Origin of the sequence: Aeromonas sp. QDB39, assembly GCF_027707585.1 — a bacterium.
Classification (GTDB): domain Bacteria; phylum Pseudomonadota; class Gammaproteobacteria; order Enterobacterales; family Aeromonadaceae; genus Aeromonas; species Aeromonas hydrophila.
The window spans coordinates 52,241-73,164 of sequence record NZ_JAPCIV010000007.1 but is presented as its reverse complement, the minus strand read 5'-3'; the positions used below and the strand labels follow the sequence as shown (position 1 = coordinate 73,164).

21 protein-coding genes are annotated in these 20,924 nt (G+C 60.9%); 19 read left to right on the top strand and 2 right to left on the bottom strand.

The features are described from left to right. Positions 1–3 precede the first annotated feature (3 nt). From tppE to tppA, 6 genes are read left to right on the top strand one after another with little or no spacing between them, the layout of a single operon-like run. Positions 4–507 carry a type IVa pilus pseudopilin TppE gene (gene tppE, locus PG899_RS05800; RefSeq protein ID WP_011704647.1) on the top strand — a complete coding sequence of 168 codons (504 nt, stop codon included), beginning with the start codon at positions 4–6 and terminating at the stop codon, positions 505–507. Continuing rightward, complete coding sequence (gene tppB, locus PG899_RS05795) at positions 504–917, top strand: type IVa pilus pseudopilin TppB (RefSeq protein ID WP_077095898.1); 414 nt, start codon at positions 504–506, stop codon at positions 915–917. Before tppE ends, tppB begins: the two co-directional genes overlap by 4 nt. After that, positions 914–2,008, top strand: coding sequence for a PilW family protein (locus PG899_RS05790; RefSeq protein WP_077095899.1), 1,095 nt, complete (start codon positions 914–916; stop codon positions 2,006–2,008). Before tppB ends, PG899_RS05790 begins: the two co-directional genes overlap by 4 nt. Positions 2,009–2,018: 10 nt before the next feature. Next, on the top strand, positions 2,019–2,495 hold the full coding sequence (locus PG899_RS05785) for a pilus assembly PilX family protein (protein WP_077095900.1): 477 nt from the start codon (positions 2,019–2,021) through the stop codon (positions 2,493–2,495). Positions 2,496–2,506: 11 nt separating this feature from the next. Beyond that, complete coding sequence (locus tag PG899_RS05780) at positions 2,507–5,860, top strand: pilus assembly protein (protein WP_077095901.1); 3,354 nt, start codon at positions 2,507–2,509, stop codon at positions 5,858–5,860. Positions 5,861–5,868: 8 nt separating this feature from the next. Continuing rightward, complete coding sequence (gene tppA, locus PG899_RS05775) at positions 5,869–6,270, top strand: type IVa pilus pseudopilin TppA (protein WP_016349433.1); 402 nt, start codon at positions 5,869–5,871, stop codon at positions 6,268–6,270. A gap of 4 nt (positions 6,271–6,274) precedes the next feature. On the opposite strand, the gene PG899_RS05770 is transcribed toward tppA, so the two are convergent. After that, entirely contained in the window at positions 6,275–6,661 is a 387-nt protein-coding gene (locus PG899_RS05770) for a type IV pilin protein (protein WP_077095902.1), read from the bottom strand. Between the two features lie 94 nt (positions 6,662–6,755). On the opposite strand from PG899_RS05770, the gene PG899_RS05765 reads away from it, so the two are divergent. The 8 genes from PG899_RS05765 (at position 6,756) to luxS (ending at position 14,344) form a co-directional block, all read left to right on the top strand. Then, positions 6,756–7,292 (top strand): GspH/FimT family pseudopilin, encoded by a 537-nt coding sequence (locus tag PG899_RS05765; RefSeq protein WP_011704654.1) that lies wholly within the window; start codon positions 6,756–6,758, stop codon positions 7,290–7,292. Next, the gene (locus tag PG899_RS05760; protein WP_077095903.1) at positions 7,283–7,906 is read left to right on the top strand and encodes a PilW family protein; all 624 of its coding nucleotides are present in this window, start codon (positions 7,283–7,285) and stop codon (positions 7,904–7,906) included. Before PG899_RS05765 ends, PG899_RS05760 begins: the two co-directional genes overlap by 10 nt. A 1-nt stretch (position 7,907) precedes the next feature. Then, a complete protein-coding gene (locus PG899_RS05755) occupies positions 7,908–9,005 on the top strand; it encodes a PilX N-terminal domain-containing pilus assembly protein (protein ID WP_077095904.1) in 1,098 nt (365 codons plus the stop codon). Positions 9,006–9,017: 12 nt separating this feature from the next. Further along, entirely contained in the window at positions 9,018–11,117 is a 2,100-nt protein-coding gene (locus tag PG899_RS05750) for a type IV pilus modification PilV family protein (RefSeq protein WP_077095920.1), read from the top strand. Between the two features lie 73 nt (positions 11,118–11,190). After that, positions 11,191–12,813, top strand: coding sequence for an NAD+ synthase (locus tag PG899_RS05745; RefSeq protein WP_077095905.1), 1,623 nt, complete (start codon positions 11,191–11,193; stop codon positions 12,811–12,813). Positions 12,814–12,822: 9 nt separating this feature from the next. Next, the gene (glnB, locus tag PG899_RS05740; RefSeq protein WP_005308848.1) at positions 12,823–13,161 is read left to right on the top strand and encodes a nitrogen regulatory protein P-II; all 339 of its coding nucleotides are present in this window, start codon (positions 12,823–12,825) and stop codon (positions 13,159–13,161) included. 61 nt (positions 13,162–13,222) lie between these two features. After that, the gene (locus tag PG899_RS05735) at positions 13,223–13,816 is read left to right on the top strand and encodes a transglycosylase SLT domain-containing protein (protein WP_274461005.1); all 594 of its coding nucleotides are present in this window, start codon (positions 13,223–13,225) and stop codon (positions 13,814–13,816) included. A gap of 18 nt (positions 13,817–13,834) precedes the next feature. Next, positions 13,835–14,344 (top strand): S-ribosylhomocysteine lyase, encoded by a 510-nt coding sequence (luxS, locus tag PG899_RS05730; protein WP_011704660.1) that lies wholly within the window; start codon positions 13,835–13,837, stop codon positions 14,342–14,344. A 62-nt stretch (positions 14,345–14,406) separates the two neighbouring features. On the opposite strand, the gene PG899_RS05725 is transcribed toward luxS, so the two are convergent. Continuing rightward, positions 14,407–15,429, bottom strand: a complete 1,023-nt coding sequence (locus PG899_RS05725) for a GGDEF domain-containing protein (protein WP_029304632.1) — start codon at positions 15,427–15,429, stop codon at positions 14,407–14,409. 134 nt (positions 15,430–15,563) lie between these two features. Between PG899_RS05725 and rnr the strand changes: the two genes are divergently transcribed. The 5 genes from rnr to PG899_RS05700 all read left to right on the top strand — a co-directional run bounded on the left by rnr (position 15,564) and on the right by PG899_RS05700 (position 20,866). After that, positions 15,564–17,957: a ribonuclease R gene (gene rnr / locus PG899_RS05720; protein WP_016349442.1), complete on the top strand. Its 2,394-nt coding sequence runs from the start codon at positions 15,564–15,566 to the stop codon at positions 17,955–17,957. Next, positions 17,954–18,703, top strand: coding sequence for a 23S rRNA (guanosine(2251)-2'-O)-methyltransferase RlmB (gene rlmB, locus PG899_RS05715; RefSeq protein WP_011704663.1), 750 nt, complete (start codon positions 17,954–17,956; stop codon positions 18,701–18,703). Before rnr ends, rlmB begins: the two co-directional genes overlap by 4 nt. A 10-nt stretch (positions 18,704–18,713) precedes the next feature. Continuing rightward, complete coding sequence (locus PG899_RS05710; protein WP_077095907.1) at positions 18,714–19,280, top strand: Crp/Fnr family transcriptional regulator; 567 nt, start codon at positions 18,714–18,716, stop codon at positions 19,278–19,280. A gap of 57 nt (positions 19,281–19,337) precedes the next feature. Continuing rightward, positions 19,338–19,787: a GNAT family N-acetyltransferase gene (locus PG899_RS05705; protein WP_041217473.1), complete on the top strand. Its 450-nt coding sequence runs from the start codon at positions 19,338–19,340 to the stop codon at positions 19,785–19,787. A gap of 218 nt (positions 19,788–20,005) precedes the next feature. Continuing rightward, complete coding sequence (locus tag PG899_RS05700) at positions 20,006–20,866, top strand: DMT family transporter (protein ID WP_041217472.1); 861 nt, start codon at positions 20,006–20,008, stop codon at positions 20,864–20,866. Positions 20,867–20,924: the final 58 nt, after the last annotated feature.

The window sequence follows — 20,924 nt, the reverse complement described above, 5'->3', positions numbered from 1 at the left end:
AGGATGTTTTTGCGTTCAGGTTTTAGCCTCATCGAGCTGATGGTCACCGTTGCGCTCATCTCTATCCTGCTGACGTTGGGAGTTCCCTCCTTTAGCGCGATATTGCGCAACATGACGCTGACCAGCCAGGCCAACAACTTCGTGGCCGCCATCAACCTCGCCCGCTCCGAAGCCATTCGCCGCAATACTGCGGTCACGCTTTCCGCAACCGCCAGCAACCTGACCCAGAACCACTGGGAATCTGGCTGGCAGATCTGGGTCGATCGCAACGGCAATGGCACCCTGGACAACGGCGAACTGCTGCGGCTCTTTCCCGACATGGGCGCCGGCACTCTGGTCAGCAATACGTCGCTGGTGCGTTTCAGTGGCAATGGCTTTCTCGACGGGCGTCAGCAGGTGGCGCTGGTGTTCTCTCTGCAGCCGCCGGAGTGTGCCCAAGAGGCCTCGCGCGACATCACGATCACCCCGGCCGGGCGTCCATCCATCGTGGAGACCAGCTGCATATGAAACGACATCAGGGGGTATCTCTGTTTGAGATCATGATTGCCGTGCTGGTGCTGTCGATCGGCATTCTCGGCATGGCGACCCTGCAGTTGCAGGCGCTCAAGAGCAATCAATCGGCGCTCACCCGCACAGAAGCGACCCAGTTCGGCTACATGATCACCGACATGATGCGAGCCAATCGCAGCGCGGCCCTGCTCGGCCAATACAATGTCGGGCTGGGAGAGGTCGTCTCCGGCAGCTCGATGGCGGTACAGGATGTGCAGTACTGGAAACAGGCGCTGACCGGCCTGCCGGGCGGTGACGGGGCCATTGCCGTCAGCGCCGGGCAGGCGACCATCACCATCCAGTGGGATGCCAGCCGGCTGGCTACCGAGCCTGCGCTGCGCAGCATGACCCTGAGGACGGATCTGTGAGCGGGCGGCGCACCTTGTTGCGTCAGGCCGGTGTCGGTCTGGTGGAGGTGATGATCGCCCTGCTGCTGTCACTGCTGACGGTCGGGGTCATCATTCAGGTGCTGCTTGGCAACCACAAAACCTATCTGACCGGCGAGGCCATCGCCCGGGTTCAGGAGGACAGCCGGTTTGCCGTCAACCTGCTGCAGCAGGAGCTGCGGATGGTGGGCTATCAGGGTTGCCTCAGCAAGCAGGGGGTCAACATCACCAACACCCTTAACGGTGGTACGGCGCTGCCCTACAACTTCACCGTCTATCTGCGCGGCTATGACAATGTCACTGCGACGCTGCCCGCGGCGTTGTCGGCCCTGTTTACCGCTGCCGAGCCCAAACCCAAACCGGGAACCGACGTGCTGCTGGTGCAGGGGCCGACCGGCGCCGGGGTGCCGGTCACTCGCAACAACAGCGCCGCCCAGCTGTTCGTGCAGCAACTCTCCAGCAAGGCCAACTACTGCGGTACCGGCAAGCAGGGCTACAGCGACCTGTGCGAGGGGGACATCGTCATGGTGTCCGACTGTCAGAAGGCGCGGATCTTCCAGATCACCCAGACCCAGGTAGTGGGTGGCGGCAGTGAGGTCAACATCGGCCACTCCAACGACAACAAATACACCCCGGGCAATGCTGTCAGCTCCTGGGGCGGCGCCAGCAGCCCGGTCGAGGAGCGCTTCGGTGCCGGCTCGGTATTGAGCCGGATGGAGACCCGGATCTATTACGTCGCCCGCCCCTCTGCCAACGCACCCTATGCCCTTTATCGCAAGAGCGGTCTGGCCGCCGGCATGCTGCTGGTGGACGGGGCCACCGATGTTCAGCTGACCTTCGGCGAGGATCAGAACCGGGATCGGGCGGCGGATCGCTATGTGAGTGCCGCCAGCAACCCGAACTGGGACAACGTGCTGGGGATCGGCGTTCAACTGCTGATGCGCAGCGGTCAGGGCAATGTGGTATCGGATCCGCAGGCCATCAGCTTTGCTGGCGCCACCTTCCAGGCTGTCGACAATCACTGGTACTGGGTGGCCGAAACCACGGTCGCCCTGCGTAACCGGCTGCCATGAGGGGGGAGGCATGATGGCTCGACAAGGGGGAATGGCGTTGGTGATCAGCCTGATTTTTCTTGCGGTGGTGAGCCTGCTGGCGATGGCCAGCATGCAGAGCGCCCTGCTGCAGGAGAAGATGGCGGGCAACCAGAAGGAGTCACAGCAGGCGCTGCAGGCGGCGGAGATGGCGCTGCGTGCTGCCGAGCGTTATCTGGAGGCGGGTAGTTCAGGCCCCTACGACAACAGTGCCGGCCTCTATGAGTTCGTCAGCGTGGCGGTGGATCCCGCCTCTCCCTCCACTGCCTGGCGCACCTATGCCAATAGTGGCCTGAGCGGACGGGCCCCCGAATATTTTATCGAGCGGTTGCCCTATACCCAGGGCAGCAACGAGAGTCTGGCGGTTGACGAGCCCATCAGCGAGCGCCGCCTCTATCGCATCACGGCAAGGGGATTCGGACTCTCGGACGAGAGCCGGGTGCTGTTGCAATCGACCTACAGCCGCTAGGAGAACAACCCATGCGTGCATCTGGCTACGGACTCTCGGCCCTGCTGCTCTGCTCCCAGGCGCAGGCGGCCCTCGATATCGCCCAGGTTCCCCTCTATCTGGGTACCCGGGCCGAACCCAACATCATGTTCAGCCTCGATGACTCAGGTTCGATGCATTTCGAGTTGATGCCGGAGGGGTTGATCGAGAACAGTGCTCGCTACGTCTATCCCAGAGCCGACAACGTCTATGGCAGCGAGGATTATGACAACCGGACCGTGACCTTCACCAGCAGCAACGACCGCAACGCCTATACCCGCTCAAGCAACAACAACAAACTCTACTACAACCCGCAGCAGAGCTATCGGCCCTGGGCCAAGGCGGACGGCACCCTGATGGCGAATGCCAGCATCAGCTGCGCACCGCACAACCCCTTCAATACCGCCGCCGGCTGTCGTGATCTGACCAAGAACAACCGCTCCAAGTCCTTGCGTTACTACACCGGGTTCTCCTCCACCGATTACAACGACGATGAAACCTTCTGGCCTGCCGTCTACTTTGCCTACAAGGGCAGTGGCGACGTGAAGAAGGTGGGCAGCTATACCCGGGTCGAGATAAAGTCCGGCAGCACCTATGGCGGGCGCCCCAATCGCAGCGATTGCAAGAGCGCCCCCGTTTGTACCTATGACGAGGAGATCCAGAACTTCGCCAACTGGTACACCTACTACCGCTCCCGGATCCTGGCGGCTCGTGCCGGGGTCGGCCGTGCTTTTGCAAGCCAGGGGCAGGCCCTGCGGGTGGGTTTTGCCACCATCAATGCCAGCGGCAGCGTGATCCGCGGAGTTGCACCTTTTTCCGGCACGGATCGCAGTGCCTTTTTCAGCGACCTCTACAGCCGCGATATTCCGGCCGCCGGCACGCCGCTGCGTACCAGCCTGAAGGATGTGGGGGAGTACTTCTCCCGCACCGACAACAACGGCCCCTGGGCGGCCAGTGCCGGCAGCACCTTACCCCACCTCACCTGCCGGCAGAGCTACAACATCCTGATGACCGATGGCTACTGGAACGGGGATACCCCCTCGGTGGGGGATCTGGACAAGGATGGTTACAGCAATACCCTGGCCGACGTGGCCTACAAATACTGGAAAACCGACCTGCGTGCCGATCTGGCCGACAAGGTGCCGACCAGCACGGCAGATCCCGCCAACTGGCAGCATCTGGTCAACTTTACCGTTGGACTCGGGGTCAACGGGTCGCTCAATCCGGCCAACGGTATCCCGAACCGCTGGCCCAATCCCCATGATCCGGATGACAAGGAGTACAAGAATGCGACCTACATTCCGGAGTACAAGATCGATGACCTGTGGCACGCGGCACTCAACAGCAAGGGCAGCTTTTTCAGCGCGGGCGACCCCGACATCTTTGCCGCAGCCCTGAGCAGCACCTTGGCCCAGATCGCGGCCCGCAACAGCTCCGCCAGCTCGGTGACCGCCAACGCCACCCGGCTGGACAGCAATACCCATATCTACCAGGCCCGCTACAACAGCGGCGACTGGTCGGGGCAACTCATCTCCATCCCCCTCAACAGCGATGGGTCGCTGGGCAACATGGCCTGGGATGCCGCCACCCTGATCCCGGCACACACCTCCCGCAGCATCTTTACTCGACAAAACGGAGTCGGCATTCCCTTCACCTGGGCTGCTCTCAATGCCACCAACCGTGCCCTGTTCAACCTAGCCGGCGACAGCCAGGGGGAAAACCGGGTTGCCTATTTGCGCGGTGATCGCAGTCGCGAGCAGAGCAATGGCGGTCTGTTTCGCAGTCGCAGCGATCTGCTGGGGGACATCATCAACTCGGATCCCGTCTATGTCGGCAGCCGGGATTACGGCTACGGCAGCGCCACCGGTCTGACCCAGGCGGAGCGGGACGGTTATCTGAGTTTCCTCGGTTCTACGGCTATTCGCAGCCGTACACCCATGCTCTACGTGGGGGCCAATGACGGCATGCTGCATGGTTTCAGGGTCGCCAACGGGGTGGAGACCCTGGCCTACATTCCTGTCAGCCTGTTGGGGGATCTGAGCTTGCTGACCAAGCCGGATTACAGCCATCGTTACTATGTCGATGGCACGGCCAAGGTAGGCGATGCCTATCTTGGCAGCAGCTGGAAAACCGTGCTGCTGGGATCGACCGGTGCCGGTGGCAAGGCCGTGTTTGCCATCGACGTGACGGCGCCGGACAACTTCACCGCCGACAAGATGCTGTGGGAGTTTACCAATACCGAGATGGGAGTGGCGCTGGCGGCGCCGACCCTGGTTCGGGTTAAGTCCGGCAACAAATGGGTGGCGCTGGTGGCCAACGGTTACAACAGCACCAGCCAAACGGCGCGCCTGTTCGTGCTGGATCTGGCGACCGGTGCGGTGATCAAGGAGATAGACACCCAGGTGGGCTCGGCCAGCGAACCCAATGGTCTCTCATCCCCCTTGCCGGTAGACGAGGATGGTGACCGGGTGGCGGACTATGTCTACGCCGGCGATCTGCAGGGCAATCTGTGGAAATTCGATCTGACCGACAACAACAGTGCCCAGTGGGGGAGTGCCTTCAAGACTGGCAACAAGCCAAAACCGCTGTTTCAGGCGTGCAACGGGACCTGCTCCGCCAGCACGCGTCAACCCGTCACCATGCGCCCGCTGGCCATCCGTCATCCCAAGGGGGGCATCATGGTGCTGGTGGGGACGGGCAGCTATTTCACCAATGACGACAAGTTGCTGCCGGCGACCCCCAGGCTGGAGGCCGTCTACGGCATCTGGGATACGGGGGCTAGCGTACTCAGCAGCCAGCTGTTGCAGCAGAGCATCACCCACGAGTACTCCGCCAATGGCACCACCATCAAGTTCAACATCAGGGTGGTGTCCAACACGGCTGTCAACTACACCAGCCAGAAAGGGTGGTATCTGGTGCTCAAATCCCCTGCGCTGAGCAAGGGGGTAGGGGAGCGAGCCGTGTCAGAGATGCTTTATCGCAACAAGCGGCTGATCTTCAACACCCTGATCCCCTCGGCGGACGCCTGTGACTTCGGTGGGCGCTCCTGGTTGATGGAGCTGGATCCCGTTTCGGGGGCGCGTTTGACCTACTCGGTGTTCGACGTCAATGGCGATGGCGCGGTCAACGATGACGACTATGTGGGGATCAAGGACAGTGGTGGCAACGACATCAAGGTGCCGGTCAGCGGCAAGCAGTTTGACGAGCTCACCACGACGCCGAGCGTGGTGGAAGATGCCGACATGGAGCGCAAGTACATCAGTGGCTCCAGCGGCAACATTTCGGTCACGCTGGAAGAGGGGGCGGGTGATCTGGGTGGTCGCCAGTCCTGGTTGCAACTGGAGTAGAGGTGGAGATGGTGCGTGGATTTTCCCTGATGGAGCTGATGATTGCGGTAGCCGTGATGGCCATTCTGACCGTGATCGCCTATCCCAGTTACAACAGCTACATGGCCTCTGCCAAGCGGGCCGAAGCCAAGGCCGCCTTGCTGGAGGCGGCGCAATACATGGAGCGACAGTTTACCGCCGACGGCAACTATGATGGTGGCAACCTGGCCTCCGCCGGGCTGGCTACCTTGCCCAGGGATGGCGGGACTGCCTATTACAATCTGGCGCTCAACGCCAGCGGCGCCAGCTATACCCTGACGGCGATCCCGACCGGGGTGATGAACGGCGATCCTTGCGGCCTGCTGACCCTTGATCAGGGCGGACAGCAGGGGGTGTCGATGGCCAGCATGACGGCAGCCGAGTGCTGGTAGTTTGTCACCAGCAGGCAGCGGGAGTCTTGGCATCGGCCTTGTTGAGGGTCAGGGTATTGCAGATGGTGCTGCCGCTCTTGTCGCCTACCTGTGCTCCCTTGCTGGTGGCGATCAGGGTATAGCTGGTGGCGGTGGCACCTGAAATGGAGAAGTCATAGTAGCTGCTGGTGGGGTTGCCCACTTGGGATGGGGTGGCGCTGTAACTGGTATTGGAAACCCGGAACTCTTCCTGTTTCAGCTGCATGCTGAGCAAGCCCTTGAGCGCTTCGGCCCGGCGGGATTTGCGCAAACCATCGGTAAAGCTGGGATAGGCGACAGACGCTATGATGGCGACGATGGCGACCACGACGATCAGTTCAAGCAAGGTGATTCCGGACTGTTTGATTCTCATGGGGCGGCATGCTTCGTGAAACAGGTTGATACTATAGGATAGTACTGACAGTAGACCCTACTGGCACGTGCAAAAAGAAAGGAGTCTTGAGCTGATGGAAGGCAGAAAGGGCAGATCCGCCGGTTTTACCCTGATAGAGCTGATGGTTGCCCTGTCCTTGGTCGCCCTGTTGCTGACCGTGGCCATCCCCAGTTATCAATCCCTGCGCCAGGATCAGATGGTCAAGGCTGCCACTCAGGCGGTCTACACCGACATGATGCTACTCAAGTCCGAAGCACTCAAACGCAACCGAAATTTGCAAATGATCCTGTTCAACAGCGGCACCGGCAACTGGTGCTATCGCATCAGCATCGATGGCAGTTGCGCCAGTTGCAACGACACCTGTTCCAGCATCGAGGGGCGTAAAGGCGTTGATGCCAGTGAATTTCCCGGGATCATTCTGACGGGCACCTACACGGAATCCTCAAGCCAGATACGTCCCATCAGCTTCTCTCCCCGGCGCGGTACCCTGCCAAGCGGCAGCATCACGGTGAGCTCCTCGGCCGCCAGTATGAAGGTTGTCACCAACAACCTTGGACGTGTACGTACCTGTGCCGTCAGCAACCTGGTGGGAGAGGTAGCATGCAACTGAAAATACGGGGTTTCAACCTGGTCGAGTTGATGGTGGCTATGGTGGCGGGCTTGCTGCTGGTGGCCGCAGTCATTTCGCTGTTTGCCACCATTCTCAAGGCCAATTACACCGCCATGCAGACCAGCCGTCTGAATCAGGAAGTTCAGTTGCTGACGGACATGATGGCACGAGACATCCAGCGGGCCGGGTATGACGCTAACGCCACCCAGTTTCTTGCCGCTCCTTCTGGCAGCCGGTCCAGTTTCTATTTTGATACGGCCACGGATCTGATGGGGGAAACCGCGACGGGCTCCGGCCTGTATACCTGTATCAGGGTGCGCTATGACAACGATGAAAATGGAGTGTTGAGCAGCGATGACACCCTGGTTTACAGCTACAGCAGTAGTAGCAAGGGGATCAAGCAAGGGACCGGGACTACTACCTGTGGTAACGGAAGCCTGATCTCCAGCGACGATACCATAGAGATCACCGCCATGACCCTCAAGCTTTTAACAAGTAGCCAGACCAATGGCGCTAGGGCGTTGCAATTGGTGGTGAGTGGGCGGTTCAAGGCTACCCCTGCACTGACTTTGACGCTGCAGCGGGATATTAAACTGCGCAATGATGGGTACTGACATGAGCCGACAAGCCGGTTTTACCACCTTCACCATCACTTTGTTGCTGGTGCTGATCCTGCTGGGCATTTCACTGCTGGTGGGCAAGATGCTGGTGGCAGATCGGCGAGTGACCCTCAACGAGGTGCTCTATCGTCAGGCCATGGCAATGGCGGAAGTGGGTCTGGCCGATGGACTGGGGCGGTTGACGCTGGACCCGAGCTGGAGGACCAGCGGGGCCACGACTACCTTGACCACGGGCAGCTATACCCTGTCATCTTCTGACGATACAGCGATCACAGTGGGGTCGGTGGTCGTGACGCCGATAAGGGTTCGTTCCCAGGCGACTCTTAGTAACAGTCAGGCCCAGGCGGCAGTCGAAACCAAGGTTGTACGTTTCAGCGTATTGGCCGGCTCTCCTGCCGCGCCTCTGACCGTGGCTGGCGGCATGGCGGTCGGCGGCAACTTCACCATAGTGGCCAATCCCAATGGTGGCGGGCTGGGGGTACCACTGTCGGTCTGGACCAGCGGCAATGTCGATCTGATAACGGGGACCGGACAGACTTGTCATCAGGGGGACTACAACGGCGGCTGTTCGGCCAACATCAGCCAGAAGGGGGACAAGCAGCCGGATATCAAGGACAACGATACTGCCTTCCCGACCGATCTGGTTTGGTATCTGTTCAATGAAAAGGATGATGCCAACGGTTGGGCCAATCTGGAGGCCAGGGCGACCCAGAAGCTGACAAACTGCAGTTCGCTAGGTCCTGCCTCAACTGGACTCATCATTGTGGATGGGGACTGCAAACCCTCTTCCAACGTCGGCTCCGCAACGGCGCCTGTGATTCTCATCGTGCGCAATGGCAATCTGGCGGTCAACGGCAATACGGTGCTGTATGGCTTGGTGTTTGCCTACTCATCCAACCCCGCAGCAGCCGGGACGGATGTGAAGCTGACCGGTGGGGCCATCGTGTATGGCGCCATGGTTTCCAACTATCAACTGGGCAACGCCAACGGTACCTACGATGCCAAGTATGATGCCAGTGTCCTGAGCAACATCTCGAATGGTGCCGCATTCCAGATCGTCAATCAGGTGCCCGGCAGCTGGCGAGACTGGTAAGGGGATATGGAGATGAAAGGGCAAAAAGGATTTGGCCTGCTGGAGATCCTGATCACGCTGGTGGTGCTGGGAGTGGGTATTGTTGGCCTGGTCGCCATGTCCAAGTCGGCGCTGACGGTTTCGCAGGATGGCCGGCGTTATGAGACGGCGATGCGACTGGCAGAGTCAAAACTGGATGAGTTTCGCAACTTCAATAGCGTAGTGAACGCGACGGCCCCACTGACCGCCTACAACCAGATTGCCTCCGCCAACTCGACAGTAACCTTGTCGGGTGAGGCCTACTCGGTGGGATGGACGGTGACCAATCAGTATCTGAATGGCTCAACCTGGCAGAACGTGGCGCCGGCGGGCTATCGCCTGAGTTACCCGGGCCGCAAGGCGATCACGGTCAACGTAGGGTGGACAGACAGCGAAGGGCAGGCTCAGGCGCTGCAACTGGCCGGCAATGTTTCACCCATCGAATCCTTGAGCTCCGATCAGCTGGATGGCGGTTTGAATACGGCGAGGCAAGGCCCCAAGGTCAACTACACCCCCGGCGTGGCGCCTGACGTCATCTCGGTGGAGCTGGGCGATGGCAACAAACAGGAGACCAGCAAGCCACTGCCGACCGTCACATCCAAAGATGGTCTGGTGGGCAAGCTGGTCCAGTTCGAAACAGTGACTTACAAACCCGCAGCGGGTGGCAACACCCAGCAGGTGCTGCAGGACATGGCATCCGTCTCCTGTTCTTGCAGTTATGGCTCCAGCCTGAGCGCCTACTTGCCGGGTCAGGCCTACAGTTCAGCCAGCAACCAGCTCTATTGGAAATCAGGCTCGCTGCAGACCAAGACCACGGGGACGCTCGACAGCAGCGTCAATGGCCAGCCCACGCTCTGTACCAGCTGCTGCAAGGATCACTTCGATGGCAGTGGTTCCAGCTTCACCAACTTCTATGCTCCGCTCAACACCAGCCGGGTACGCTACAGCAGCAGCCTCAGCACGGCGAACAGCGGCAAGTACGTGGATGCCTGCCGTTTCGTCCGGCTGGATGGCTATTATCGCCCGCTGCCTGACTGGAACCTGGTCAAGGTAGTGGTGACCACGGCCGATTTCCTAGCCAAACCAGCGAACCAGGCCAGTTATCAGAAATACATCAAGTATGTGGTCAAGACCTACATCGACTGGCAGAAGTCGACCCTGAACTGGACCCAGGGGGCCTCCGCCACCTTGCCGACCATCACCGATTTTTCAGCCTGGCTGGCTACCAACGCGGAAGCCGGGGGCGATACCACGACCGGGATCACCGTCAATACGGGCACGGCGCAGCTCATCGCCCGCGGCATCTATGTGGATGTGCTCGACCCTGTCTATCTGGTGGGGATTGATACCAGCGCGGTGGACTATCTGACCAAGGTGCCGTTTCAGGACATCAACCTGACCATGCTGGCGGAGTGGGCCATGGCTCCGCAGAGCTTGTTGACGGGCAATGCCACCGACTATGCCGCCGTCACCAACGAGACGGTCAAGACGGTGGTGGATCTCAACAACTACTATTTCGGCAGTTACAGCCGCGGCTACATGACGGCGAAGAAATCGACCAAGGACAGCAACCAGGTGCTGCAGAGCGTCACCGTGCGTGTCACTGCCTATCAGGGGAATTCCGGTATCACGGCTTCGCTCATCTCGCCACGGGACCAGTCGCTGGCGCAGACGGCGGACATGCTGGTCAAGGTGGATACAGGATCGCAGACGGTACCGACCGTCAGTGTCAGTGGCTGGATCCAGTGTCTGACCCGAGGGACGGGTGGCAAGAATCCCCCACCGGTAGCGTGCAGCAAGAATACGTTCAACAGGCTGAGCATCACGACCCCCAACTCCGGGGCGACCTGCCGCATCGACTATCCACAGGCCAACAACCAGCCTGCAGCTTATCTGTGTACAGCCCCGGCGAACTCGACGTTGGCTATCAACCTTGCCTATTCCAACCAGGGCAGCACCACCTATATGTTGCAGCCACCCTCCTTCAGCGTGCAGATGACGCAACAGTCCAATAATCAGGTGCTGAGCGGCCCCTGTTCACTGCTGGTGGACAACGGAGTGACCAACGCGACCAGCCTGACTTGCACCCCTTGAGCCTTGGGCGCTGGCACAGCCAGCGCCTTTTCTTTATCATTCCCCATCATTTTCGAATTCAAGATGCATCGCCATGGCAAAAGCCCTCTCTCTGATGCTTGCCCAGTTGAATCTGACGGTAGGCGCCATCGAAGATAACTGTGACAAGGTGCTGGCGGCAGCCGCTGAGGCCGACCGGCAAGGCGCCGATCTGCTGGTCTGCTCCGAACTGGCCCTGACCGGCTATCCGCCGGAAGATCTGCTGCTGCGCGCTGATCTGATGATCCGGGTGGAGGCCGCCCTGGCCCGCATCGCGGCATGGCAGGGGGCTTGCGCCATTCTGGTGGGTCACCCCTGGCGCGACGGGGAGGCACTCTACAACGCCGCCTCCCTCTACGAGCAAGGCAAGCTGGTCGCACGCTACTTCAAGCAGGATCTGCCCAACTACGGGGTATTCGACGAGAAGCGCTACTTCACTGCGGCAACCGAGACCTGTGTGGTCCCCTTCCGTGGTCATCAGCTGGGGCTGCTCATCTGTGAAGACCTCTGGCAGCCGGGTCCGGCGCTGGCCGCCAAGGCGGCGGGAGCCGAGCTGCTGCTTACCATCAATGCCTCACCCTATGATCAGGAGAAACCCTGGATCCGCCGCGAGCTGATGGCCGAGCGCTGCGATCAGACCGGTCTGCCGCTGATCTACCTCAATCAGGTATGTGGTCAGGACGAGCTGATCTTCGACGGCTGCTCCAAGGTGTTCAACAGCCAAGGCGAGCTGACCCACAAGCTGGCTCCGTTTGCCGAAGAGCTGGCGCTGGTGCGCTTTGCCGATGGGCAGCCGGTAAAAGAGCGGGAGCCCGCCGCGCCGCTGGCGCCATTAGCCGAGACCTATCAGGCACTGGTACTGGCGGTGCGCGACTACGTCACCAAGAACGGTTTCCACGGCGCCGTGCTGGGCCTCTCCGGCGGCATCGACTCGGCATTGACCCTGGCCATCGCGGCCGATGCCATCGGCGCCGACAAGGTGCAGGCGGTGATGATGCCGTTCCGCTACACCGCCCAGATGAGCGTGGAAGATGCCAAGGAGCAGGCCGAGCGGATGGGGGTGGAGTTCAACATCATCTCCATCGAGCCCATGTTCGAGGGGTTTATGGCCCAGCTGGCACCGCTGTTTGAGGGCACAGCCCGCGACACCACCGAAGAGAACCTGCAGGCCCGCTGCCGTGGCGTGCTGTTGATGGCGCTCTCCAACAAGCGTCGCCGCATCGTGCTGACCACTGGCAACAAGAGCGAGATGGCGGTGGGCTATGCCACCCTGTACGGTGACATGGCCGGCGGTTTCGACGTGCTCAAGGACGTCCCCAAGACGCTGGTCTTCAAGCTGTGCGAATACCGCAATTCCGTCGATTATGTGATCCCGCAGCGGGTCATCGACCGTCCTCCTTCGGCAGAATTGGCACCGGACCAAGTGGATCAGGACAGCCTGCCCCCCTATGACATCCTGGATGCCATCCTCAAGCGCTATGTGGAAGAAGATGCCTCCGTGGCTGACATGGTGGCGGAAGGCTTCGAGGAGGCGGTGGTGCGCAAGGTGATCCGCCTCGTGGATCTCAACGAATACAAGCGCCGTCAGGCGGCGGTCGGGCCCCGCATCACGGCCCGCAACTTTGGTAAGGATCGCCGTTACCCCATCACGTCCGGGTTTGGCAAACAGAACTGGTAAGGAGTCACCATGAAGAAGATTGAAGCCATCATCAAACCGTTCAAGCTGGACGATGTGCGCGAGGCCCTGGCCGAGATCGGCATCAACGGCATGACAGTGTCCGAGGTCAAGGGCTTCGGCCGTCAGAAGGGCCACACCGAGCTCTATCGCGGTGCCGAGTACATGGTCGATTTCCTGCCCAAGGTGAAGGTGGAACTGGTGGTGCAGGACGAGGATCTCGATGCCTGCCTGGAAGCGATCCAGAACACCGCCCGCACCGGCAAGATTGGTGACGGCAAAATCTTCGTCTGCGAGGTGGAGCGCGTCATTCGTATCCGTACCGGCGAAGAGAACGAAGACGCCATCTGATGAGATGGCAGAGCCTCGTGATGAGCCAACGAATGGAGACTCGATCCCGCTGATGTCCTGGATGCGCCTCGTTACGGTGGCCGGCCTGCTGGCCGGTCTGACCGCCTGTAGTACCCGGCCGCCGGCCCAGCCGGAAAACCTGTGCCAGATCTTTCGCGAAAAACCGGACTGGCACAAGGCGGCGCTCAAGATGAACGAGAAGTGGGGAACCCCGATCCAGGTGGTGATGGCCATGATGTATCAGGAGTCCTCCTTCGTGCACGATGCCCAGCCGCCGATGCAGTATTTCCTCTTCATCCCGACCGGGCGGGCCAGCTCTGCCTACGGCTATGCCCAGGTCAAAGATGAAACCTGGGCTGACTACCAGCGGGAAACCGGCAACGGCTGGAGCGATCGCGACGACTTTGCCGACGCCATCGACTTCATGGGCTGGTACACTCACAAGGCCCAGCGGCTGAACGGCACCTCCAAGTGGGATGCGTATGGCCAGTATCTCAACTATCACGAAGGGTGGGGTGGCTATCGGCGTGGCAGCTACCGCAGCAAGGGATGGCTGATGAAGACATCCCGCAAGGTGGAGGCTCGCGCCCAGCGCTACGGCGCCCAGTATCGACAATGCAAGGATCAGCTCTCCAGCGGGGGCTGGTTCTGGTAACCAAATCAGGAGTCAGAAATGCCGTTATTGGACAGTTTTACCGTTGACCACACCCGCATGGCTGCGCCGGCGGTGCGTGTGGCCAAGACCATGCAGACCCCGAACAAGGACACCATTACCGTGTTCGACCTGCGTTTCTGCGTGCCGAACCAGGAGATCCTCTCCGAGCGTGGCATTCACACCCTCGAGCACCTGTTTGCCGGCTTCATGCGTGATCACCTGAACGGCAACGGGGTGGAGATCATCGACATCTCCCCCATGGGCTGCCGGACCGGCTTCTACATGAGCCTGATCGGTGCACCGGACGAAGCCCGGGTTGGTGCCGCCTGGCAGGCCGCCATGAGCGACGTGCTGACCGTGCAGGAGCAGGGCAAGATCCCCGAGCTGAACGAATACCAGTGCGGTACCTACAGCATGCACTCGCTGGAAGAGGCCCATGCCATCGCCCGCCACGTGCTGGAGCGCGGCATCGGCGTCAACCGCAATGACGAGCTGGCCCTGCCGGAAGAGAAGCTGAAAAGCCTCTGATCCCGGAATGGCAAACATGAAAAAGGCCGGTCAATGACCGGCCTTTTCGCATGCTGACGGAATCAGGATGGCAGCGGCATAACCCGGTTGCGACCCAGCTCCTTGGCCTTGTAGAGCAGCTTGTCGGTGCGCTCGACCAGGCTGTCGCCCGTCTCCTGACCGCTGTACTCACCCACCCCGAACGAGGCGGTGATGTGGTCGATGCGCCGGCCCGACTTGCGATCCAGGATCGACATCTTTTCGATGGCCCGGCGCAGGCTCTCCGCCATCTGGCGGCTCAGCGCCAGACTGCGCATGGGGACCAGCAGGGCAAACTCTTCGCCGCCGAGGCGGTAGGCTGTGACGCCCTCCTTGCAAGTTTCCCGCAGCCGCTTGCTGAAGGCGCGCAGCACCTGGTCCCCCAGCAGGTGGCCATATTCGTCGTTGAAGTTCTTGAAGCGGTCTATGTCCGACAGGATCAGGGAGAAGGGCTGCTTGCTGCGGATCAGGCTCTCTATCTCCAGATCGAAGGCGCGCCGGTTGAGCAGGCTGGTGAGGGCATCCTCGTTGGCCAGCTTGCGAGTCTCGTTGAGCGCCTCGCGCAGCTCCTTGATCTCCTTCTCGGCGCTGCTGAGCTGGTTGCGAAAGTGCATGGTGGACATGCGCACGTCCCGCGACTCGCGCACCAGATCCCGCAGGATCCCCATGGTATCTTCCAGGCTTAGCCCCTCGTCGTCGATGAGGCTCAGCCGATCGAAGCTCTTGTCGAGCATGTCCTGAAACATGCCGGTGTCGGAGAGGGCATCCTGCATGGTGTGACCAAGCTCGTTGGCCATGGCGGCCAGGTTGAGCTTCATGGTTTCCATCTGCTGCTCATCTTGCGCGGCGAGGTGCTGGTGATAGAGGCGTTCACAGGTGGTGAGAGAGCAGGTTCCCTGCAGCTTGATGGCCTGATCGATGGCCTGATTGAGCTCGGGCATGCTGGCCGCCACGTAGTTATACCAAAGGGTGTAATTATCCGGCGTGGTGGGGATTTGATACTTGATCATCAGGGGAACCGCCTGCTTGAGATAGGCGGCGGATTGGGCGAACGAGTCCTTGCTCATGAGTTCCATGTCTCATCATGCCTGCAAACTGTGCATAGTATGACAGAGAGATTGGCCAAAAGGCAGTCGATGGATGCCATTCGCCCCCCCCTCCGATATAATGGCACCGTTACCACCTACCCTAAGGCCTGCTTATGTCTCAAAAAGATCCTTTCCTCGAACGCGAGGCCGAAAAATACGAGAACCCCATCGCCAGTCGCGAGATGATCCTCGACCTCATCAAGGGCCATGAAAAGCCCATGTCCCGTGAAGAGCTGGCAAAGGTCCTCAAGCTGACCGAAGAAGAGCCGCTGGAAGCCCTGCGCCGTCGTCTGCGCGCCATGGAGCGTGATGGTCAGCTGGTATTCACTCGCAACCAGTGTTACGCCCTGCCGGATCGCCTGAATCTGGTGAAAGGCTACGTGCTCGGCCACAAAGATGGCTTCGGTTTTCTGCGCCCCGAGGGTGGTGGCCCGGATCTGTTCCTGAACAACCGCGAGATGCAGCGCCTGATGCACGGCGACTACGCCCTGGTGCAGCCTACCGAGATCGACCGCAAGGGGCGCCAGGAGGCGCGTCTGGTACGCCTGCTCAAGTCCCGTGAAGCAGACATTGTCGGTCGCTACTTCGTCGAGAACGGCGTCGGCTTCGTGGTGCCGGATGACAGCCGCATCGGCCAGGACATCATCATCCCGGAAGGGGAGAACAAGGGGGCTCGCCAGAGCCAGGTCGTGGTCGTGCGCATCAATCAGCGCGCCACCGCCCGCTTCAATGCGGTCGGCACCGTCTTGGAAGTGTTGGGTGAAAACATGGCGCCCGGCATGGAGATCGAGATCGCCCTGCGTACCCACGGCATTCCGCACACTTGGCCGGAAGAGGTGACCAAGGAGGTTGCCGGTCTGGGCGAACAGGTACCGGAGAAGGCCAAAGAGGGTCGCATCGACCTGCGTGCCCTGCCGTTGGTCACCATCGACGGGGAAGATGCCCGTGACTTCGATGACGCCGTCTTCTGTGAAGCCAAGCGCGGCGGCGGCTGGCGCCTGTGGGTCGCTATTGCCGACGTCTCTGCCTACGTGAAGCCGGGCACGGCCCTCGACACCGAAGCCTACCAGCGCGGCAACTCGGTCTACTTCCCCGAATTCGTGGTACCCATGCTGCCGGAGGTGCTCTCCAACGGCCTCTGCTCGCTCAACCCGCAGGTTGACCGTCTCTGCATGGTGTGCGAGATGACCATCTCCGCCGCCGGCCGCATGTCCGGCTACAAGTTCTACGAAGCGGTGATGAACTCCCATGCCCGCATGACCTACACCAAGGTGGCGGCGATCCTGGAAGGGGATCCCAAGCTGCGTCAGCAGTACGAGCCGCTGGTGGGTCACATCGAAGAGCTCAACAACCTCTACAAGGCGCTCAAGCATGCCCGCCATCAGCGCGGTGCGGTGGAGTTCGAGAGCGAAGAGACCCGCTTCATCTTCAACGCCCAGCGCAAGATCGACCGCATCGTGCCGCTGGTGCGCAACGACGCCCACAAGATCATCGAAGAGTGCATGATCCAGGCGAACGTGGCCGCTGCCCGCTACATCGAGAAGAACGAGGCCGCCGCCCTGTTCCGGGTGCACGACCGTCCGGGCGAAGAGCGTCTGACCGGTTTTCGTGACTTCCTGGCCGAGCTGGGTCTGGAGCTCAAGGGGGGCCTGGAGCCCGAGCCGAAAGATTTCGCCGACCTGGCCGCCAAGTTCGAAGGGCGCCCGGATGCGGAGCTGCTCTCCACCATGCTGCTGCGCTCCATGCGTCAGGCCATTTATCAGGCCGACAACATCGGTCACTTCGGTCTGGCCTTGAAGTCTTACGCTCACTTCACCTCGCCGATCCGTCGCTACCCCGACCTCATTCTGCACCGGGCGATCAAGTATCAGACCGCCAAGGAGCAGCAGGCCAACCTGCGCCACAAGTGGACTCCGAGCGGTGGCTACCACTACCAGCTGGAAGAAGTGGACCCGATGGGCGAGCACTGCTCCATGACCGAGCGCCGTGCCGATGACGCCACTCGCGACGTGGCCGACTGGCTCAAGTGCGAGTACATGCTGGATCACGTGGGTGACGAGTTTGACGGCGTCATCGCCAGCGTCACCGGCTTTGGCTTCTTCGTGCGTCTGGCCGAGATCCACATCGACGGTCTGGTGCACGTCAGCACCCTCACCAACGACTACTACCAGTTTGACCCGCTGCACCAGCAACTGATCGGCGAGAACTTCCGCCGCCGCTACCGTCTGGGTGACAAGGTGCGGGTCAAGGTGATGGGCGTGAATCTGGATGATCGCAAGATCGACTTCGTGATGGTCGAAGAGCCGCTCAAGGCAACTGGCAAGAACGCCAAAGAGATGGCGCGCAAGCAGGCAGAGATCAAGAAAGAGAAGGCCAAGAGCGCACAGCGTCACGAAAAACGTAAAGAGGGCAAGGATCACGGCAAATCCGACAAGGGCGGCCGCGCCAAACCGAGCAACAGACGACCGAGCAAAAAAGCTCGCGATAAGGCCAAGAGCACTAAATGAGTACTGAACTGATCTACGGCATTCACGCTGTATCCGCGCTGCTGGAGCGCACCCCGGAGCGTTTCATCGAAGTGTGGGCCCTCAAGGGGCGCGATGACGACCGGCTGCAACCCCTGCTGGCCGAGCTGGATGCGCTCGGCCTCAAGGTGCAGAGCGTGAACCGCAAGACGCTCGACGACAAGGCGGAGGGCAACAATCACCAGGGCATCATGGCCCGGGTGAAAGAGGCGCCGAAGCTGGCCGAACACGACCTGGCCAGCCTGCTGGACAAGTTGGCCGAGCAACAGACTCAACCCTTCCTGCTGGTGCTGGACGGGGTGACCGATCCGCACAACCTGGGCGCCTGCCTGCGCAGCGCCGATGCGGCCGGAGTGCATGCGGTGATCGTGCCGCGCGACAAGGCCACCGGTCTGACCCCGATCGTGCGCAAGGTCGCCTGTGGCGCCGCAGAGGTGGTGCCGCTGATCCAGGTCACCAATCTGGCCCGCAGCCTGCGCGAGCTGCAGGAGCGTGGCGTCTGGATCGTCGGTACTGCCGGCGAGGCGGATCACGACGTGTATCAGGCCAAACTGACCGGCCCGATGGCGCTGGTGATGGGCGCAGAGGGCAAGGGCATGCGTCGCCTCACCCGCGAGCATTGCGACGAGCTGGTGAGCATCCCGATGGCAGGGGCGGTATCCAGCCTCAACGTCTCGGTAGCGACCGGCGTCTGTCTGTTCGAAGCCGTGCGCCAGCGTCGTGCCTGAGGCAAGCTGAATGGACAGACCCCCGTTTTGCCGGGATCGGGTCACAGATGAGCAGGAGGCCGCGCGCCTCCTCTCTTTTGCCCGTCCGCTGACCCTGAGCCCCCGTGCCTGCCTCTGGCATGCCGGCGATCGACCCGATCAGCTGGTGATGGTGGAGCAGGGGCTGCTGCGGGCCAAGGTGGTGCTGGCGGATGGCCGCGAGTACATCAAGGAGTTCTACTGGGAGGGTGACGAGTTCCTCGACTTCCACCACCTGCTCAGCGGCGAGCCGGCCCGCTACAGCGTGGAGGCGCTGGAGCCCTGTCGGCTCTTGCTGTTCAATCTGGCCGATCTGCGCACGCTCTCCTGCTGGCCCGCCTGGTATCAGCATCTGCTGGCGGTGCAGCTGCGCATCAAGGAGGAGAAGGAGCTGCTGCTCTTGACCGAGAGTCCGCAGGCACGCTATCAGCACTTTCTGCGCAGCTTCCCCGCGCTGGAGGCCAGGGTGCCCGATCACCAGATCGCCGCCTACCTCGGCATCACCCCCATCAGCCTGAGCCGCATTCGCAAACGGCTGAAGGATCTTAACAAAGGTTAATGCCGACCCGTGTGTGGCTGGCTATGCTGCCCTTCTCATCATGAGCAAGGAACCCCCATGAACTGGTCTCTCAAATCTTTCGAACAACTCGACGTCAACGAACTCTATGAACTGCTCACCCTGAGATCCCGGGTCTTCGTGGTGGAGCAGACCTGCGTTTTCCTCGATATGGACGGCGTCGACAAGCGCCCCGACGTGCTGCACCTGCTCGGCTGGCAGGATGGGGCACTGGTGGCTTATGCCAGGCTGATGGCACCTGGTGTGGCCAAGGCGCAGCAGGTGGTGATCGGTCGGGTGGTGACGGCGCCCGAGGCGAGAGGTGATGGCCTGGGTCACCGGCTGATGCAGCAGGCGCTGCAGGAGTGTGCCCGGCTGTGGCCCGGGGTCAGCATTTATCTCGGGGCCCAGGCACACCTGCAAGGTTTCTATGGTCGTCACGGCTTCACTGCCGTGGGTGAACCCTATCTGGAAGATGACATTCCCCACATCGGCATGAGCTCCTCTTAATACCTTTTAAGCATAACAATGAAATTATTATGTCTTGAGGTAGTAAAGAAAACGGGTGCTCGGCGCCATGTTAGTGGGTACCCTCTGAGTGATTAATCGGCAACAGTTGATGGATAGGTTTTAAAAATGGTCTTTTACCCCATTAATTCAGAACAAGATTCAGCGATTGAGCCGTTGAGCCATTTTATTAGCGTTCGCCACTCGAGCGGCTGTCGCTGATGGAGTTGTTGCGCAAGCGGTTCGCACTGGACCTGCAAACCTTCGCCATCATCACCCTGGTGCTGGGCAATCTGGCCCAGGCCTTCTCCGATGTGCTGGTCAAGCTGATCGGCCCCGGCTTCAGTCCCTTCCAATATATGTTCCTGCGCCAGCTGCTGACCCTGCTGGTGCTGCTGCCCTTCATGCTGCGGGTTCCGCGCTCGGCCTGGGGACTGGGTGCCTGGAAGTGGCACCTGCTGCGCGGCCACCTCTGCCTGCTCGGCGGGGGCGGCATGATGCTGGCCCTGACCCAGCTGCCGCTGGCCACGGCCAACGCCATCTTCTACGTCTCCCCGTTGCTGACGCTGCCGCTGGCGGCCTGGCTGCTCAAGGAGAAGATCAATTCCCGCGTCTGGTTGCTGGGAGGCATGGGGCTGCTCGGCGTGGTGTTCGTGCTGCGGCCGGGGGATTTCCATCTGGCCGGGCTGGGCGCCCTGGTTACTGCCTTCACCCTGGCGCTGTTCAACATTACGGGTCGCAAGTTGCCAGCCGGGATCTCGGTGGTGGCGACCCTGTTCTGGGCCAACCTGCTGGCTCTGCCGCTGACCGCCGGGCTGGCGGTACATCAATGGCAGCCGGTGGACTGGCAACTGCTGGTGCTGATCGGCGGCAGCGGCATCATGCAACTGCTCTATCATGCCAGCTGCTTCTACGCCTATCGCCAGGTTGAGGCCAACCGCATCGCGGCGACCGAGTATTCTGGCCTGATGTTCGTGGTGCTGCTGGGGGTCTGGCTGTTTGGCGAGATCCCGGCGTGGAACCTCTGGGTCGGGGTGAGTTTTATCCTGCTGGCCATTCACTGGCAGCGCCGAGTGCGCTGATGACATCCCCATCGGCAGCAGGCCGATGGGTGAGAAAAACAGGCATCTTATGAGGCCG